This window comes from Caballeronia sp., from assembly GCF_028292365.1.
Lineage (GTDB): Bacteria > Pseudomonadota > Gammaproteobacteria > Burkholderiales > Burkholderiaceae > Caballeronia.
Window position 1 is genome coordinate 1 of sequence record NZ_JAQGMM010000401.1, and the last position, 18,386, is coordinate 18,386.

15 protein-coding genes are annotated in these 18,386 nt (G+C 60.6%); 7 read left to right on the forward strand and 8 right to left on the reverse strand.

The features are described 5' to 3' along the window. The 3 genes from JWR14_RS24085 to JWR14_RS24095 form a co-directional block, all read right to left on the reverse strand. Window positions 1-227 (reverse strand): DNA gyrase modulator (locus JWR14_RS24085; RefSeq protein WP_366144591.1); only part of this gene is annotated, 227 nt, incomplete at its 3' end. Between the two features lie 100 nt (window positions 228-327). Further along, window positions 328-1,161, reverse strand: a complete 834-nt coding sequence (locus tag JWR14_RS24090) for a carbon-nitrogen hydrolase family protein (RefSeq protein ID WP_299713079.1) — start codon at window positions 1,159-1,161, stop codon at window positions 328-330. Between the two features lie 108 nt (window positions 1,162-1,269). Further along, a complete protein-coding gene (locus JWR14_RS24095) occupies window positions 1,270-5,463 on the reverse strand; it encodes an AsmA-like C-terminal region-containing protein (RefSeq protein ID WP_299713083.1) in 4,194 nt (1,397 codons plus the stop codon). A 206-nt stretch (window positions 5,464-5,669) separates the two neighbouring features. On the opposite strand from JWR14_RS24095, the gene glnE reads away from it, so the two are divergent. Next, window positions 5,670-8,468, forward strand: a complete 2,799-nt coding sequence (gene glnE, locus JWR14_RS24100) for a bifunctional [glutamate--ammonia ligase]-adenylyl-L-tyrosine phosphorylase/[glutamate--ammonia-ligase] adenylyltransferase (protein ID WP_299713086.1) — start codon at window positions 5,670-5,672, stop codon at window positions 8,466-8,468. A gap of 86 nt (window positions 8,469-8,554) precedes the next feature. Here the strand turns inward: glnE and JWR14_RS24105 are convergent, their stop codons facing one another. The 4 genes from JWR14_RS24105 to JWR14_RS24120 form a co-directional block, all read right to left on the reverse strand. Beyond that, window positions 8,555-8,965, reverse strand: a complete 411-nt coding sequence (locus JWR14_RS24105) for a type II toxin-antitoxin system VapC family toxin (protein WP_299713089.1) — start codon at window positions 8,963-8,965, stop codon at window positions 8,555-8,557. Beyond that, on the reverse strand, window positions 8,962-9,219 hold the full coding sequence (locus JWR14_RS24110) for a type II toxin-antitoxin system prevent-host-death family antitoxin (protein WP_299713093.1): 258 nt from the start codon (window positions 9,217-9,219) through the stop codon (window positions 8,962-8,964). The genes JWR14_RS24105 and JWR14_RS24110 overlap by 4 nt, the downstream gene beginning before the upstream one ends. Before the next feature lie 110 nt (window positions 9,220-9,329). Then, window positions 9,330-10,985 (reverse strand): DNA repair protein RecN, encoded by a 1,656-nt coding sequence (gene recN, locus JWR14_RS24115; RefSeq protein WP_299713096.1) that lies wholly within the window; start codon window positions 10,983-10,985, stop codon window positions 9,330-9,332. 7 nt (window positions 10,986-10,992) lie between these two features. Further along, complete coding sequence (locus JWR14_RS24120; protein ID WP_299713099.1) at window positions 10,993-11,895, reverse strand: NAD kinase; 903 nt, start codon at window positions 11,893-11,895, stop codon at window positions 10,993-10,995. 220 nt (window positions 11,896-12,115) lie between these two features. Between JWR14_RS24120 and hrcA the strand changes: the two genes are divergently transcribed. From hrcA to JWR14_RS24135, 3 genes are all read left to right on the forward strand, one after another. After that, window positions 12,116-13,135 (forward strand): heat-inducible transcriptional repressor HrcA, encoded by a 1,020-nt coding sequence (hrcA, locus tag JWR14_RS24125; protein WP_299713102.1) that lies wholly within the window; start codon window positions 12,116-12,118, stop codon window positions 13,133-13,135. 189 nt (window positions 13,136-13,324) lie between these two features. After that, entirely contained in the window at window positions 13,325-14,392 is a 1,068-nt protein-coding gene (gene hemH, locus JWR14_RS24130) for a ferrochelatase (RefSeq protein WP_299713105.1), read from the forward strand. A gap of 9 nt (window positions 14,393-14,401) precedes the next feature. Next, on the forward strand, window positions 14,402-14,809 hold the full coding sequence (locus tag JWR14_RS24135) for an RNA-binding S4 domain-containing protein (RefSeq protein ID WP_299713108.1): 408 nt from the start codon (window positions 14,402-14,404) through the stop codon (window positions 14,807-14,809). Here JWR14_RS24135 and JWR14_RS24140 read toward each other — a convergent pair. Continuing rightward, the gene (locus JWR14_RS24140; protein WP_174254665.1) at window positions 14,781-14,942 is read right to left on the reverse strand and encodes a hypothetical protein; all 162 of its coding nucleotides are present in this window, start codon (window positions 14,940-14,942) and stop codon (window positions 14,781-14,783) included. The two genes, JWR14_RS24135 and JWR14_RS24140, sit on opposite strands and share 29 nt — an antisense overlap. Window positions 14,943-15,400: 458 nt before the next feature. Between JWR14_RS24140 and grpE the strand changes: the two genes are divergently transcribed. The 3 genes from grpE to dnaK form a co-directional block, all read left to right on the forward strand. Beyond that, window positions 15,401-15,982 carry a nucleotide exchange factor GrpE gene (gene grpE, locus JWR14_RS24145; RefSeq protein WP_299713114.1) on the forward strand — a complete coding sequence of 194 codons (582 nt, stop codon included), beginning with the start codon at window positions 15,401-15,403 and terminating at the stop codon, window positions 15,980-15,982. Between the two features lie 26 nt (window positions 15,983-16,008). Next, window positions 16,009-16,404 carry a thioredoxin family protein gene (locus tag JWR14_RS24150; RefSeq protein ID WP_299713118.1) on the forward strand — a complete coding sequence of 132 codons (396 nt, stop codon included), beginning with the start codon at window positions 16,009-16,011 and terminating at the stop codon, window positions 16,402-16,404. Between the two features lie 210 nt (window positions 16,405-16,614). Beyond that, a partial coding sequence (gene dnaK / locus JWR14_RS24155) for a molecular chaperone DnaK (protein ID WP_299713121.1) occupies window positions 16,615-18,386 on the forward strand: 1,772 nt, incomplete at its 3' end.

Below are 18,386 nucleotides of genomic sequence, written 5' to 3' on the forward strand. Positions count from 1 at the left end.
ACGCCCACACCTTGATCGATGCTGAAGCTGCCCGATTTGACGATGCCTTCTTCCAGGCTCCACGCTTCGCTGCGCGTGGACTGGAAATAGAGATCCGCGTAGTCCACGCGGTGCGTGAAGATCTCGGCCAGTGTGCGCGTAATAGTGGATTCGTCGAGGCCGTAGGGCGTCAACAGGATCTCTTTCGCAGTGGCGAGATTTCGGATGCCGGGTTCGATGATGTTCATTCGTTGCCTGTGGCGAAGTCTGTGGGGATTAAACGCATTCTAACGTTGGAGTATTTATGCCACACCCTGACCAGATGGAGGGGGGCTCCGAAAAAACAAGCTAACCCAAAACGCGATGCCGCAGGGCCGGAAGGCTTTGGCGGACGGACGCAATGCGCGCAGCATCAATCGCTCCGGCTGCCACGCCCGCACCCTCTTCCACCACGGCCATGATCTCGCCCCACGGGTCGATCAGCATGCTGTGGCCCCAGGTCCTCCGGCCGTTTTCGTGTTTGCCGCCTTGCGCGGCGGCCAGCACGTAGCATTGGTTTTCCACTGCACGCGCCTTCAACAGCGTTTCCCAGTGCGCCTCGCCTGTTGTGTAGGTGAACGCAGACGGTACGACCATCAACGCGCAATCGCCCATTTTTCTGTAAAGCTCGGGAAAGCGCAGGTCGTAACATACCGACAACCCGACGCGTCCGAATGGCGCATCAAACGTACGCACTTCGCTTCCTGGACAGATCGTGCGGGCTTCGTCGAAGGATTCTGTGCCTTTCTCGAAATTGAAGAGATGAATCTTGTCGTAACGGGCAACCTGCTTTCCGGTTGGATCGAAGACCAGGGTGGTATTGAGCACGCGCGCCGCTTCAGGCGATTCAAGCGGCAAGGTCCCGCCGATCACCCATACCCTATGTTCACGCGCCGCGTCCGACAGGAATTGCTGGATCGGTCCGTGGCCGGGCGTCTCGCGGATCGCGAGCTTGTCCGTGTCCTTGAAACCCATGTAGCAGAAATATTCCGGCAGGAGCACGAGCTGCGCGCCGCCGCGCGCGGCTTCGGCAATCAGCCGCCCGGCCTCCGCGATATTACGTTCACGATCCGGCGCGCTCACCATTTGCAGCGCGGCTACGCGGAACGTCCCGGAGGTGCCTTCGCTTGATCTGTCGCTCATGTCAGCCTGCTAAAAAGGGCGCAATCATGATCAAAGTTCATGATCGAACTGTGATCAAAATCGCCTGCCGCCAGCCAGTGGGACTTCGCTGAAACACGATCAAAGCGCTCAGTTGGGCGCGGCTTCAGCGGGAATTTCGATCTTACCCTGATCGCCTTTCACCCGCTGAATGACGGGTTTCGACCACGAACCGGTAATGGAATAGTCAATGGTGAACGCTTTTCCAATTGACTTCGACAGCACCAGATCGGCCACCAGCGTGCCGAGCCCGAGCAAAGGATTGATCACGGCCGCGCCCAGCGCCACGGCGCCCGCGCTAATGGTCGGGATGATCCTGGCGTGCAGGTCCTGGGTTTCCTTCGGCAAATTGACCAGCCCCTTCAGTTCGACGCGTGCGGGCGCCGTGATCATCGTGAAATCGTTGGTGCGGCCGATGCCATTCTGAACCGTGCCCGAGCCGGTGATCTTTTCGAACGGCAGCCCCTTGCCGACCACGTCCTGGAAATTCAGCGTGAGGAAGCGTGCAAGGCTCTGCAGGCTGAGCACGCCGAGCAGCTTGGCCGCGCCGGGATTGACCTTGAGAATCTGACCGTGCTGCAAGTCGACATTGAGCTTGCCGTTGAGTGTGGGAAGATCGACCGCGGCTGGGCTGCCGTCCCAGCCAAGCTGGCCCGTTACGGTGCCTTTGCCGTTCTTCACCGTACGCGGCAAGCCTAGCCGTTCGACCAGCGCACCGGCATCCGTGATGTCCAGCTTGAAATCGAGCGCGGTACGGCGAGGGGCGTTGTCGTCGGCGTTGGCAGGAAAACCGACGGGACCGCTGATCGTGCGCCAGTTGGCCGTGGCAGATAGCGTCGCGTCCGGGTTGCTCAGGTCCAGCTTGTCCAGATACCAGACTGGCACCTTGTCTTCCACGTCATTGTGCGCGTCGACCTCGAGCCGTCCGAGCGTGCGCCCGCGCACCACGAGTTCATTCACGATCAAATCGATGGACGGCATGTTGGCCGGCGGCTTGCGGATCATCTGCCCGACCAGGTCGGTTTCCTGTTTCCCGGGAATCACGACCTTCGTGAATCGCGCCTGCAACGCGCCCGGACTACCCTTCGTCGCGCCCGGCATCCATTCGGCATTGCCCGTGACCTGATCCGACGCAATGTTCGCCTGCCACTTGCGGTCATCGCTCAGATTTGCGCCGATCACCACATCTTCCCAGCGCCGGTTGAGCAGCTTGATCGTGGCGAAATGCAGCGCAAAGCGCTTGGGGATGAACTGCTTTACCACCTGCGATTGCATCTTCGGATCCGGTTGCGGCAACGGTCCCAATTCGGCGATCAGCTTGCGCCACGCATCGGCGTCGAGTTCGTCAATATCCACCGCCGCCGTCACGCCCTGCGCCGGCAGATCGGCCGGTTTGTTCACGCCAATAGCACCCCGTTCCACGACCGGCATTTCCTTAGCCGTTTGCTTAAGCAGGTAATGCGCATTCACCGGGCCGAACGTGAGTGTCGCGTCGTGCTCCTGAGGCGACCCGGCGACCGGCGTGAACGTGAACGAGACAGGCATGGGCGTGCCCTCGCTCTTGTTGAACGGAGCCGGGAAGTCCAGGCCGAGACCGGTCAAATCGGAGTTCGCCTCGATTTGCGGCAACGCGTTTTTCACACCACGCACACGCAGCGCATAAGGCGCGGTGCCGCTGATGTGCTTGAGAATCTGTGCGGCCTGCGCCTGATCGTGGGCATTCAGGCTTTTGACAGCGTCGCCGCCAATACGGCCATCTACATTGAAGGCGTAACTCCCGTCGGGTTTCACGCCACCGGTGCCGCGCACATCGCCGCCGAGGAATTTCGCCGTGAGGCCATCGAGCGATGCGGTTTTCTCGCCGAACCGCGTCCGCCCCTTGAGATTCGACAGCGGGGGCAACGCACCGTACGCAAGCTCGTTGCCGTTGAACGTGAGCGCGCCTTTGTAACCCACGTGCGGCCGTACGCCGGGCGGCGGCGCGACCCGCGGAATTTCCAGTTGCAGCGCAAGCGCGGCGTTACCGGTTGCATGGATTTTCGTCGACACATGATGTGAAAGCGCGCCGAGCGAGCTGTCTTCCACGTAATGAAGCATGTCGGTGATCGGGCCGTGCGCGTCGGCGTCGATCAGCAGTTTCGATTCACGATTTCCCAGGTCTTCAATTCGCCCCGTCGTCTTGACCACGCTCACGCCGAGGTAACGGCCGCGTGAAATATCGAAGCCCAGCTTGTTTTCGGCGAGATGAAACGTCCCGTCAATACCATCAAACGCCGGCCACACATTCGGCGTCCCGTTCGCCATGGTCCTGAGTGGAAAGGGCGTTGGCTCGAACTTGCCGCCAGAGAAGGGCGCGACGATGCGGAACTGGCCGGCATCGGGGAAACGCGAATAGGGGAATTTCGTCAGGTCGCCATGAATCTCGATGGTGGCGTTGCGCGAGATACCCGCCTGCAACGCGTGGCCCAGATACAGGCGCAATTTTTCGCTGATGCTCGTCGGCAGATAGTGCACGAGGCTCGTCACATTCAGGCGCGCGGCCTTTGCCTTGAGATCGAGGGAACCGCGGCCTTCACCTTCATTCCGGTAATCCGCCGTCGCGCTCGCTTCGGCGTCCGCGTTCCGCACGTGCAGCGTCTCCACGTGCGCGGTGATCGCCTTGTGCGGCTTGCCGGGCGCCTCAGCGAGGGTCCAGGTTACGCGGCCGTCGATCTGGTCGAGCATGAGACGCGGGTTATCGAAGACGCCGGGCAGGGTGATCGCAGTATTTTTCGTATCGATGACCGCGCTGCCGTGATCCTGATCGGCATCAATACTGCCCCAAAGGTTCTCTACGCCCGGAATCCCGGCCCGTGGATGGTTGTTGATCGTCAATCCCGGCGGCGGTTCCTGGGCCTGCACGCTTACGCCACGCAAGTCGCCCTTGACCGTGTAGCGCATTGGCGGCTCGGCACCCGTTTGCCGCTGGGCGAGCATTTGCGCGTGAGTCGCCGGTCTGGGTCGCTCGGTTTGCAGCGTGTAGTTGGCAATCTGGCCACGCGGATTGAAGCGAATCAGATCGTTTTGCGCCTTCGACGGCAACGGCAGCGCGCGCGCGAATTCACCGAGGATGCCGAGATCGACGACATCGCCCGCCACGCCGAACAGCTGCCCGTGCTGCAAAGTCGCCGCGCGGTAATTTCCGGTCAGCGTATGCAAGGCGAGGAGGCGAGACACCGGCGTGCCGTCGGCGAGCGGCGGCTGGCCGAGTTCTGCGTGCAGGTTCGCGAGGTGCAGCGTGTACTCGTCGTCCTGCTGCGCAAGATCCCAGCGGAAGCTCGCGATCGGCACGTCGAGACGCGGCTGCGTTGGACGCACGCGCAACGCGATTTCGGAGCCTGTCAGGTCGCCGCCCCCTGTTTGCAGCTTGCCGCTCGCGAAGTCAATCCAGATGCGGTTGTCAAAACGTCCGCTGTAGGTCGCGAATGGCATCGTCACGTACTTCGCGAGCATGGGCAGATCAACAGGACCGGTCGACAGATACGCCTGGCCCGTCCAGTTCGCCGGCCGGCCGGGCACACTGAAGTGCGGCGTGCGGAAGTCCGCGCGAAAATCGAGCGGCCCATGCAGCAGGTCACCGTCGGGAGGCGCCTGCAACGCCAGCCGATGATGCGTGCCGTCGTTGAGAATGGCGAGCTTGATGCGCTTGAGCGCGAGTTCCGGCGCGTCGCGCTCGCCGTCGTGCCAGCGCAGCGTGCCGTCGCGCAGCACGATGGCTTGCTGTCTCAGCAGCCAGGTCATGAACGCGTCGTTGCCTGTGTGTTTCGCCTGGATCGGCACGCCGGCCACACTGAAGGTCCCGTCAGCGGCGCGCGAGATCACGACGTCAGGGCCATCTACAGTGAGATTCGAGAGCACCGGGATAGGACCCAGCAGCGAGCGCCACGCGACGGTCGCGCTGGCGTGCGGCACGGCGAGACCCGGCGTGCCGTCAGCCGCGTCAATCCTGAGATTGTCGATATCGAATGAAGGCTGGAGGCCGGTCCACTTCGCCGTGATACGCCCGATGCGCAACTGCGCGTGGATCTTCGACGAGACCATTTGTTCGATGCGCGGCCTGAACACATCGATCTGGGGAAGCAGCGCGTAACGCAGTGTGAGATAGATCCCGGCGACCGCGAAATAGATCACCGCGACCAGCACCAGAAGGACTTTCAGCGCCCGCGACAACGCGAGCTCGGCGCGACCACCTAGCTTCACGGGTACAGCTACGGGTGGGTCGGCTAGTTCCTTTCGGTCGGACATGCTGCGGCGGGTCGGCGATATGGTAGGTTTTCGAGATTTGACGTTGAAATGTAACACAGCGCGCAGTGCAAAAAACTGCGGGAACACGCTACGATGCGCCCGCTAAGCCGCGCTGGATGGCGTTCTGCACACCTCGCGCCAATTTGCGCAAAAGCCCCGGCTCACTGCCGGACTTGTTTTAGAGCAATGACTGAGCCCGACCTTTCATGACCGACGCCGTTTTGCTGAGTGCCAGCGCTTCCCACTATGCCGCGCGCGTGTATGCCGCGCGTCCCGAATTGCCGGCGCAGGTGGCCGAATGGTCAAAAGCGCCGATTCGCCGCGCCTGGATAGAAGCGCGACTGGACGCCTTGTGCGACGCGTGTTCGGCACGTTCGGCGGGCGGCCGGCTTGATGAAGCCGCGCTCAAGACTGCGCTGAGGCGGTTGCGCATCGAGGTCTTCTGCACGGTGATGGAACGCGATCTCGCCGGCCTCGCGCACGTTGCCGAAGTCACGGGCGCGATGACCGATCTTGCCGAGCTGACCATCCAGCGCGCGCTCGCGGTGTTATCGGCGGATCTGGAAGTCACGTTTGGTGAGCCACGCGGGCCTGACGGACAACGCTTGACGCTGGGTGTGGTGGGAATGGGAAAGCTCGGTGGACGTGAGTTGAACGTGTCGTCGGATATCGACCTGATCTTCATCTATGAAGAAGAAGGGGAGACGACGGGCGGCGAACGCGCGGCGTTATCGACTCAGGAATATTTTACGCGGCTTGGCCGCAAGCTCATAGGCGCATTGGCCGAGGTGACGGAAGACGGTTATGTCTTTAGAGTCGATATGCGGTTGCGGCCGAACGGCGATGCCGGTCCGATCGCGTGCGGGCTCGGCATGCTCGAAGAATATTTTTATGTGCAGGGCCGCGAGTGGGAACGGTACGCGTGGATCAAGGGGCGGCTGGTGTCCGAAGGCGAGAGCGAAGCGGCGCAACGGCTGGCAAAGCTGCTCGACGCGCTCGCCAAACCATTCATTTATCGGCGGTATCTCGACTACGGGGTGATCAGCGCGATTCGTGCGCTGCATGTGCAGATCCGGCAGGAAGCGCAGCGGCGCGCGTCAATGCGTCCCGACAAAGCCGACGACATCAAGCTCGGCCGTGGCGGTATGAGGGAGATCGAGTTCAGCGCGCAGGTGTTTCAATTGATCCGTGGCGGCCAGATTGCCGATCTGCGGATTCGTCCGACCTTGTCCGTGCTGGATCGCGCGACCGCGCACGGGTTGATATCGGCGAAGGTATGCAGTGAACTCACCGAAGCGTATTTGTTCCTGCGCAAGCTTGAGCACCGCCTGCAATATAGAAACGATGCGCAGACGCACGCCATGCCGGTCGCGCCGGACGACCGCGCGGTCCTCGCCGATGCCATGGGTTTCTCTGATTACCCGGCGCTCACGGACGAACTGGAGGCGCACCGGGCGCGCGTTGAGCATCAGTTCGACCAGATCTTCGCCGATAAGGTGAAGGGATACGGCGGCTGTGCGGTCGCGGAAGATTCGGCGGCGTCGTGGGTCTGGAGCAGCGCGCTCGCTGACGACAGTGCCGAGGAACAGTTGGTCGAGCGCATGACCGGATTGGGTTTCACCGATGCCACCGCTGTGCTCACGCGGCTGCGCAACGTGTGGAAATCGACGCGATACGAAGGTTTGCCTGAGCGCAGCCGGGAGCGATTCGACATCGTTGCGCAACGTGCGCTCGAAGCCGCGCAAGCAATCCAGCCGCCGGAGCGGCGCGGCGACACCATCGCCCGGTTGTTCGACCTGCTTGAAGCGGTCAGCCGCCGCGGCGCTTATCTTGCGTTGCTCACCGAATATCCGGCGGCGCTCGAACGGGTGTTGTCGGTGCTTGGTGCGTCCCGTTGGGCGGCGGGCTATTTGATTCGCCATCCGCAGCTTCTTGATGAATTGCTCGACGATGAAGTGATCGCGAGCCCCTTCGATTGGGCGCAATTTCGCGAATCCTTGCGCGCGCAGATTGCCGCTGCCGATGGCGCCGAGCAGCAGATGAACTTGCTGCGGCACGCGCATCAGGCTGAAGTGTTCCGCATTCTGCTGATCGATTTGAGCGGCAAGCTCACGGTTGAACACGTGAGCGACCTGTTGTCGGCGCTGGCCGATGCCGTGCTCGATGTCACTATTGAAACGGTGTGGTCGCAGTTCCCGAAGCGTCACCGCGAGGTGCCGCGCTTTTCGGTGATTGCTTATGGGAAGCTGGGCGGGAAGGAGTTGGGTTACGCGTCTGACCTGGATTTGATCTTCCTTCACGACGACCCCGACGAGTCTGCTGCCGATATCTACGCCACGTTCGCGCGCCGGCTGATCACGTGGCTCACGACAGCAACAGGTGCGGGCACGTTATTCGATATCGACTTGCGGCTGCGTCCGAATGGCGAGTCGGGTTTGCTGGTCACGAGCCTGGAATCGTTTCGGCGTTATCAGATTCGTGAGGGCGATGCTGCGAACACGGCGTGGGTCTGGGAGCATCAGGCGTTGTCGCGGGCGCGTTATTGCGCTGGCGATGCCGAGATCGGCGAGCGCTTCGAGGAGATTCGCGCGCAGGTTCTCACGATGCCGCGCGATGCCGCTGCGTTGGCGCAAGAGATTGTTGTCATGCGCGAGCGCGTGGATGCCGGTCATCCGAACCGGAGCAAGTTGTTTGACCTCAAGCACGACCGCGGCGGGATGGTGGATATCGAGTTCATCGTGCAGTACTGGGTGCTGCTGCACGCGCGCGAAGACGCTGAATTTGTGCGGAATATAGGCAATATTTCGTTGTTGCGACAGGCCGCCGGGTTCGGACTGATGAGCGCCGAAGAAGCGGAAACGGTGGCGGCTGCGTATCGGCGGTATCGGAAGTTACAGCACACGCTGAGACTCGACGGGATGGAGAAGGCGCGGGTTGAGCCGGAAGTTGTGGTGGCGGAGAGGGAGGCTGTGACGGGGCTTTGGAAGCGGGTGTTTGGGGAGTAGGCGCTTTGTTTGATCTTTGTCGCAGGGCTGGACATTCAAACGTTATTCCGGCTTCGGCCGGGATTATTTATTACAGCTCACACTCGCTACTTCACCAGGCGAATCGGACTCGCCTTGTACTCAGCGACGGTTTCGTCATTGGTCAACAGGGTGATGCCTTCGAATGTCGCTTGCGCGATCAGCAGCCGATCAAAAGGGTCTTTGTGATGGTCGGGCAGGTTGCCGACGGCCGCCGTGTGCGCGCTGCTGATGGCCAGTTCGATATAGCCGTTGTCCAACAGCGATCGGCGGAGCAAGTGCGCGTCGACCTTGAAGTCGGGTCGGCCGAGTCCGTTCTTGATTGCCACTTCCCAAACGCTGGCCGCGCTGAACAGCAGTTCGTTTTCCTCATCTTCGATTAACGCTCGCGCTTCGTTGGATAGCGAGCCATTCGAGCGAACATCCGCACTCGCGACGGCCGTCCACAACAGCAAATGCGTATCGAGCAACAGCTTCATTCGTCACCGCCAAACATCGCGGCGATCTCATCACGGCCCAGATCGTTGAACGTCTGCGCATCGGGCACGGTGACCTGGCCGGCGAGGAAGCCGATCCGCTTCTTCTTGGCTGGCGCCTGAGCGTCTATAGCGACAATCCGTACCATCGGCTTGCCCGCTTTGGCGATTACAACTGATTCGCCCTGCACCGCCTTCTCGACCAGTCGCGACAAGTTGGTTTTGGCCTCGTGCATGTTGACGGTGATGGTGGGCATGGCGCTCTCTCGTTGACTTAGCTAAGTTAGCTTAGTCTATCATGAAGCCGAAAAAAGGGCGTAGGGGCGGCGGTGCCGATCGGCAGCGGCCGACACCGCTAATTCACCGCTCACGCAGCCAGCATTTCCTTCGCATGCTTGCGCGTGGTGGCCGTGATTTCAAGGCCGCCCAGCATGCGCGCGACTTCCTCAACGCGCTTCGACTTATCCAGCGGTGTAACCGTGCTGAGCGTTCCGCCCGCTGAGTCTCCGGCTTTCGCCACCTGGAAGTGGTGATCACCACGTGCCGCGACTTGCGGCAGATGCGTGACGCATAGCACTTGCCGGTCGCGGCCGAGTTGATGCAGCAAACGTCCTACAACTTCCGCGACGCCGCCGCCAATCCCGGTATCCACTTCATCGAAAATCAATGTGGGGGTCGGGCTCGCCGTGCTCGCAATCACTGCCAACGCCAGACTGATCCGCGCGAGCTCACCGCCGGACGCGACCTTCGCCAGCGGCCGCAAGGTCACACCTGCATGGCCAGCGACCCGGAACTCGATCTGCTCAAGCCCGTTCGCACCGCCCTCCGCAAGCGGCACGAGCGCGACTTCAAAGCTGCCGCCGACCATCGATAACTCTTGCATACCTTTGGTGACTGCTTTACCAAGCGACTTTGCGGCTTTCCCGCGCGCCTTCGACAACACCGTCGCCTCCGCCAGATAAGCCTCTTTCGCCTTGGCCACCGCCGCACGCAGCGCATCGAGATCGGCGGCGGCATCGAGTGCCGCCAGCTGTCTGCGCCGCTCCGCATGCTCCTCGGGCAACGCTTCGGGCTGCATGCGGAATTTGCGCGCGGCCGAATGCAGTTGTTCCATCCGATGCTCGACCTGCGCCAGGCGGTTCGGGTCGAGTTCAAGCCGCTGCGCGTAGTGCGAGAGCGAATACGACGCTTCCTGCAATTGAATTTCGGCAGGCTCGAGCGAAGCCAGCACGTCGGCAAGCGCCGGATCAATATCGACGAGACCGCGCAGCTTCGACACGATCGAGGAGAGCTGCGTGATCATGGCTTCGTCGGACTCGGACAACGCGTTCAGCGCGCCCTGCACACCGTCGATCAGACTGGCCGAATGCGATAGCCGATGATGCTCGGCACTCACGTCTTCCCACTCACCCGGCTGCGGCGCAAGTTTGTCGAGTTCGCTCAACTGCCATGCGAGACGCTCGCGTTCCAGTTGCAGCTCGCGATCGCGATTCTGCGCGAGTTCCACCGCATGCGTTGCGTCGCGCCAGACCCTGTGAGTCCGCGCTACTTTTTGTGCCGACTCCAGAAGACCCGCGTGGGTATCGAAGAGTTCGCGCTGGGCGTCCGGGCGCATCAGTAATTGGTGAGCGTGCTGGCCGTGGATGTCGACGAGCATTTCGCTGAGTTCACGCAATTGCACCAGCGTGGCCGGTGTACCGTTGATGAACGCCCGCGAACGTCCGCTCGAATCAACGACACGGCGCAGCATGACCGTATCGGCGTCGCCAATAGCCAGTGCGTGATCGTCCAGCCAGCGCGAGACTTGCGCGTGAGTGGAAAACTCAGCGGTGATGTCCGCGCGCGCTTCACCGGCCCGCACAATGCTGGCGTCGGCGCGCGCACCAAGCGTGAGCGCGAGCGCGTCGATAAGAATCGACTTGCCGGCGCCCGTTTCGCCTGAAAATACGGTGAAGCCGCGCTCGAACTCGAGGTCTAGCGCGGCGACAATGACGAAGTCGCGAATCGAGAGATGACGGAGCATGGGCGTCTTAGAGTTTCGTGGCGTCGTCGTGCGAGGGATATTCGTTCCAGTGCAGCTTCTTGCGCAGCGTGGCGTAATGGCTATAGCCAACCGGGTGCAACACCGGCACCGTATGGCGCGAACGCCGCACTTCAATGGTGTCGTTCAATTCGACAGCGGTAAATGACTGCATGTCGAAATTCACGTTCACGTCGCGCCCGCCAATAATCTGGATATCCACCTGTGAGTCGTCGGGCAAAACAATGGGACGATTCGACAGCGAATGCGGCGCAATGGGGACGAGTACAAAACCCTGCAATTGCGGGTGCAGGATCGGTCCGGAAGAGGAGAGCGCGTACGCGGTCGAACCCGTTGGCGTGGCAACAATCAGCCCGTCCGAACGCTGGTTGTACATGAAGCGCCCATCCACCGACACGCGCAGTTCCGCCATACCTGAGAAGCCGCTCCGATTCACCACGACGTCATTGAACGCCAGCGCGTGATAGATCGGCCGGCCGTCGCGGACAATGCGCGCTTCGAGCAAGGTCCGCTCTTCGCGCTCGAAACTGCCGGCAAGCATTTGCGGTACGAGCTCATGCATTTCTGCCAGCGTGATGTCTGTAATGAACCCAAGCCGCCCGTGGTTGATGCCGATCAGCGGCGTGCGATACGGCGCGAGCTGCCGCCCGATGCCGAGCATGGTGCCGTCGCCGCCGAGCACGACCGCCACATCCGCGCGCGCGCCAATTTCCTGCGCGGTCAACGCGGGGTAGTCGGTCACGCCAACGTCGTGCGCCGTTTCCGCTTCGAACACGACGTCGAAGCCGCGTTTCACAATACATGCGGCAAGCGCCGTCAGCGGCTCCCTGATGCCGGGCGTATTGTTGCGCCCCACGAGCGCGACAGTCTTGAATTGGGTACCTATTTCCATGCCGGCATTACACCATAGGTGAGTGTCGAAAAGAACCGCACGCCACGTCCGACGCGGCTACGGGTTGTGTATACGCTAAGCCCCGGGCGCGACGGGGAATTGTCGCTAGAATGGTGTGGATCATGAATTAATGACGGGTGAATGACAAAATGACGTCCACCGGCATCGCCCTAATTTGGTGTGCTCGCTGTTTCCTTACACGTTGAGCTAAAATTTCCCCATGCTAGACCCACGTGCCCAGACCCTCCTCAAGACGCTGATCGAGCGCTACATCGCCGAAGGTCAGCCGGTCGGTTCCCGCACGCTGTCGCGTTATTCCGGACTTGAGCTCAGCCCGGCCACCATCCGCAACGTCATGTCGGACCTGGAGGACCTCGGGCTGGTGGTAAGTCCGCATACGTCGGCGGGGCGGATTCCCACGCCGCGCGGCTACCGGCTCTTCGTGGACACCATGCTCACCGTCGAAACGACCGACGACGAAGCCATGACCTCCGCCGTCAAGATCAAGCTGCAGGGCGGCGAACCGGCGAAGATTGTGGCCGCCGCCGCGAGCGTGCTGTCGAACCTGTCCACGTTCGCGGGCGTCATTCTTACGCCCCGCCGCAGCCACATGTTCAAGCAGATCGAATTCATGCGGCTGTCCGACAAGCGCATCCTTCTGATCATCGTGACGCCGGAAGGCGATGTGCAGAACCGCATCATGGCGACTCAGCGGGACTACTCGCCGTCGCAGCTCACCGAGGCGTCGAACTATATCAACGCGAATTTCGCCGGTTTGTCCTTCGACGAAGTACGCCGCCGACTGCGCGAGGAAATTGACGCGTTGCGCGGCGACATGACCTCGCTGATGCAGGCAGCAGTGGCCGCGAGCGTCGACGAAACGGATCAGGGCGACACCTTGCTGATTTCCGGCGAACGCAACCTGCTGGAAGTGGCGGACCTTTCTTCCGACATGGCGCGGCTGCGCAAGCTTTTCGACGTGTTCGACCAAAAGACGAGTCTCCTTCAATTACTCGATGTCTCGAGCCACGCGCAAGGCGTGCAGATATTTATAGGCGGCGAGTCAAATCTCGTGCCGATCGAGGAAATGAGCGTGGTGACCGCGCCCTATGAAGTGAACGGGAAGATTGTGGGCACGCTGGGAGTGATCGGACCCACGCGGATGGCCTACAACCGCGTCATTCCAATTGTTGATATCACCGCGCGCCTGTTGTCCCTCTCGCTCAGTAGCCAGCAATAGCGCAATAAGCGCCGATAAGCTGTCTGCCGGCGCGGCCCGCAAAATGCTGCGAACCCCTCCGGCAGACAACCCATCTTGCCTTGCTCCAGCCCCGTGCACCACTCGGCCGTTCGGCCGATGTTGCGTTCCGAAACCCGCCGCTATAATGGGTTTCACTTACTTACACGGGCTTCATAGCCTCTTTCCGTTATGCGCTACGACCTCGAGTTGCCTTCGCAGCCTTCCGCTTCGCATCGCGTTGCGGTGCTGCTGATCAATCTCGGCACGCCGGACGCGCCCACGCCGAAGGCTGTGCGCAAGTACCTCGCGCAATTCTTGTCGGACCCGCGTGTGGTGGAAATTCCGGCGCTCGCGTGGCAAGTCATCCTGCGGCTGGCCATCCTGCCGTTTCGCGGCCGGGCGTCGGCGAAGAAATATGCCCAGGTATGGCTGCCCGAAGGCTCGCCGCTGCGGGTCTACACGGAAAAGCAGGTGGAGGGATTGCGGCGGCTATTCGCGGTGAATGACTATCACGTGATCGTGGACTACGCCATGCGCTACGGGACGCCCGGGATTCCGGCCATGATGAATCAGCTCAAACTGGAAGGCGCCGAGCGCGTGCTGCTCGTACCCATGTATCCGCAATATTCGTCGTCGACCACGGCTACCGCGTTCGATGACGCGTTCAACGCCTTGCGGCGCGTGCGCAATCAGCCGGAACTGCGCACTATCCGCCAATACGCCGACCATCCAGCCTATATTGGCGCGCTGGCCGAGCAGGTGCGCGACTATTGGCGGCATCACGGCCAGCCGGACTTTGCGGCCGGCGACCGGCTGGTGCTGAGTTTCCACGGCGTACCCAAGCGCACCATGGATCTTGGCGACCCGTATCACGATCAGTGTCAACAGACCGGCTCGTTGCTGATGGCGGTGCTCGGGTTGTCGCCGGTCGAATGCCGGGTGACGTTCCAGTCGCGTTTTGGCCGGGCAGAATGGCTGCAGCCTTATACCGCGCCCTCGCTCGCCGAACTCGGCGCGGCGGGCGTGAAGCGAGTGGACGTGTTCTGTCCGGGGTTTACGTCGGATTGTCTGGAAACAATCGAGGAAATCGGCATTGAAGTGCGCGACGAATTCCTGCACGCTGGCGGCAAGGAGTTTCACCGGATTCCATGCCTGAACGCATCGCCGGCCTGGATCAAGGCGCTGGGCGAAATTGTCGCGCAACACTTGCAGGGCTGGCCGGTGCAGGCGCCGCAAACGCTCAGCGCAGCCGCATAGACCGAGCTAATGAACTACCAGATCTCAACCGACTCCGGCGCGCGCCTTCGTATTGACAAATGGTTGTGGGCAGCGCGCTTTTTCAAAACGCGCTCGCTGGCCAGCGACGCGGTCGAGAAGGGCCGGGTGCGAATTGGCGGCGCGAATGTGAAGCCGTCCAAGGACGTACGTGTCGGCGATCTCGTGGAGATCGAGATTGAACACGTGCTTTGGCAAGTGAACGTGCTGGGAATTTGTGAAGTGCGCGGTCCGGCGCCCATTGCGCAGACGCTTTATGCGGAAACGGATTCCGGGCGGGAAAAACGCGTGGCGGAGAGTGAGCGGAGGAAGACGTATCGTGAGCCGGCAGCCGCATTGCAGGGTCGCCCAACGAAGCGCGACCGCCGCATTATCGACAAACTTTCAGGCTCGGACTGAAAAAGTGTTCCATGGTGGCCGAGACGCCGCCGTACTCCGTAGTGTGGTCGTTGACCGCACCGGACATACAAATGGTCGTGGTGCCGCCAACGAGTACCAACGCGACGATCGCAATAGCAAAGGTCAGTTTCATTGGGCACCCCCTGTAACAACGCAACAGCTCTGAAAAACGGGCGCTAGAGCTGGCTTGAAACAAGCTTTAGCGATAAAAAAACTTGGATTCGGGCATTCGTAAGATTAGGGTTAACTAGGGCTTCCGAAGACATGTTCGAAGTGTAGGCGAGCAAGTCAACCGGCTCAATCTGAATCTGATGACAGGCCCAAAATGGTTGTAACCGGTCATTTCTGCAGCCTAGAAACAGCCCCGGAAAGCACGTGCAAGCCCTTGAAAACGCTCATCTGAGCCTCAGATAGCTGGCTTAGGACGAACGTAGGATGACCCTCGCTTTACTTGCACCGTCCGCCGTTAGAGTCCGTTGTGTTTTTGCAACGTTGAGTTGGCGGTTATCATCGGCAGCCTTTTGGTGAGTCGAGACTGCAACGTTGCGTTCGATTTCATCCGTTTTCACCCATAGCAAAATCTCAAGCGACATGGAAAACACGCAAGACAATACCGCGAGCCAAAACCCCACGCCCGCCGACGATACCGCGGCGGCTCAAACTATCCAGCAAACCGGCGCGCCGGACGGGACGTCCTCTCCGGACACCGTCGACGCAAACGAAACCGGGGCATTGCTCGCTGAGGCTCAAGCGCGGGCGGCATCGTTGCAAGAAGAGTTCTTGCGCGCGAAGGCCGAGACCGAAAATGTTCGGCGCCGGGCGCAAGAAGATGTGCAGAAGGCGCATAAATTCGCGATCGAAAACTTCGCCGAGAACCTGCTGCCGGTGCTCGACAGCCTGGAAGCCGCGCTGACGCATTCATCCACCGACCTGGCAAAAGTTCGCGAAGGCGTTGAACTGACGCTGCGCCAACTGACCGCCGCGCTTGAAAAGGGCCGTGTCGTTGAGGTGAATCCGGTTGGCGAGAAGTTCGATCCGCACCGCCATCAGGCCATTTCCATGGTGCCGGCCGAGCAAGACGCGAACACGGTTGTCTCGGTGCTGCAAAAGGGCTATGTGATTGCGGACCGTGTTCTGCGTCCGGCACTGGTCACTGTCGCTGCACCGAAATAAGCGTTTCGGCAAAAGACATTGCCGTCATGGCCAATATCCCTGTCGACGCTACCGCGTTTGCTGCTTTCGACATGCAGGAATTGAGTGCCGAGACGTTCGATGCCGGCCTTGAGTCGGCGGCGGATGAATTGGCCGTCGTGTTTTTCTGGGGTTTCGAGTGCTTCAACTGCGAAATCGCGAAAAAGGCGATGCTCGCAAAACCGGACGAGATCCGGGCGCTTGGCTTGAAATGGTTTCACAGCAACGTCTACGAGCATCGCGATCTCGGCCGCCGTTTCATGCTGCATGGCGTGCCAACGTGGTTCTTTTTCTTCCGGGGCAAACGCCTGGGAAGAGCCACTGGCTGGCATGGGCTTGGCCAGTTCGAAGCCGCTGTTGCCGCCGCTCGCGAGAAAATCCGGGCGCTCGAAGCGAAGGCTTGAGCTGGTCTTGAGCTGGGTTAACCAGGAAAAGTTTCAGATCGGCTGAAAAAAAGCGGAGAAGCGTCGGTTTTTGGTCTTGAAAACGATGCGAACGCTCTTATTTGGCGTACAGGGTTAAATTTTGGGCATCCGGCTAGCGGATTCGACCGTCAACTACGTCGAAAACGCGAAAACGGACCTGCTGCAATCAAAGTCAGGAGAGTGATAAAAATGGGCAGAATCATTGGTATCGATCTGGGCACGACGAACTCGTGCGTCGCGATCATGGAAGGCAACACGGTCAAGGTTATTGAGAACGCGGAAGGCACGCGCACCACACCGTCGATCATCGCCTATGTGGACGACAACGAAATTCTCGTCGGTGCGCCGGCGAAGCGTCAGTCGGTCACGAACCCGAAGAACACGTTGTATGCGGTCAAACGGCTGATCGGTCGCCGTTTCGACGAAAAAGAAGTGCAAAAGGACATCGCACTGATGCCCTACAAGATCGTGCGCGCCGACAACGGCGACGCCTGGGTCGAAGCCCGCGATCAAAAACTGGCGCCGCCGCAAATCTCCGCTGAAGTGCTGCGCAAGATGAAGAAGACCGCTGAAGACTATCTCGGCGAAGAAGTGACGGAAGCCGTCATTACGGTTCCGGCCTACTTCAACGACAGCCAGCGTCAGGCGACGAAAGACGCGGGCCGTATCGCCGGTCTGGACGTGAAGCGGATCATCAACGAACCGACCGCAGCCGCGCTCGCGTTCGGTCTGGACAAGAACGAAAAGGGCGACCGCAAGATCGCGGTGTACGACTTGGGCGGCGGTACGTTCGACGTATCGATCATCGAAATCGCGGACGTTGACGGCGAGAAGCAGTTCGAAGTGCTCTCCACGAACGGCGACACGTTCCTCGGTGGTGAAGATTTTGACCAGCGCATCATTGAATACATCATCGGTGAGTTCAAGAAGGATCAGGGCGTCGATCTGTCGAAGGACGTGCTCGCGCTGCAACGCCTGAAAGAAGCCGCTGAAAAGGCGAAGATCGAGTTGTCATCGGCCGCTCAGACCGAAATCAACCTGCCGTACATCACGGCGGACGCGTCGGGTCCGAAGCATTTGAACCTGAAAATCACGCGTGCGAAGCTGGAGTCGCTGGTCGAAGACCTGATCGAACGCACGATGGAACCGTGCCGTATCGCTATTAAAGATGCTGGCGTGAAGGTCGGCGAAATCGACGACATCATCCTGGTCGGCGGTATGACGCGTATGCCGAAGGTGCAGGAAAAGGTTAAGGAATTCTTCGGCAAGGACCCGCGTCGCGACGTGAATCCGGATGAAGCCGTGGCCGTTGGCGCCGCGATTCAGGGCCAGGTGTTGTCGGGTGATCGGAAAGACGTGTTGCTGCTGGACGTGACGCCGTTGTCGCTGGGCATTGAAACCCTCGGCGGCGTGATGACGAAGATGATCAACAAGAACACGACCATCCCGACCAAGCACGCACAGGTGTATTCGACCGCTGACGACAACCAGAGCGCCGTGACGATCAAGGTGTTCCAGGGCGAGCGCGAAATGGCAGCAGGCAATAAGCTGCTGGGCGAGTTCAACCTTGAAGGCATTCCGCCTGCATCGCGCGGCACGCCGCAGATCGAGGTGAGCTTTGATATCGACGCGAACGGGATTTTGCACGTGGGCGCGAAGGACAAGGCAACCGGCAAGGAAAACCGTATTGTGATCAAGGCGAACTCGGGTCTGTCGGACGCTGAGATCGACAAGATGGTGAAGGACGCCGAAGCGAACGCCGACGAAGATCACCGTCTGCGTGAACTGGCCGATTCGCGCAATCAGGGCGACGCGCTGGTGCACAGCACGAAGAAGGCCGTGGCTGAATACGGCGACAAGGTTGAAGCGGCTGAGAAGGAAAAGATCGAAGCGGCGTTGAAGGATCTTGAAGAAGCGCTGAAGAGCACGGCGAGCGACAAGGCCGCGATCGACGCGAAGAT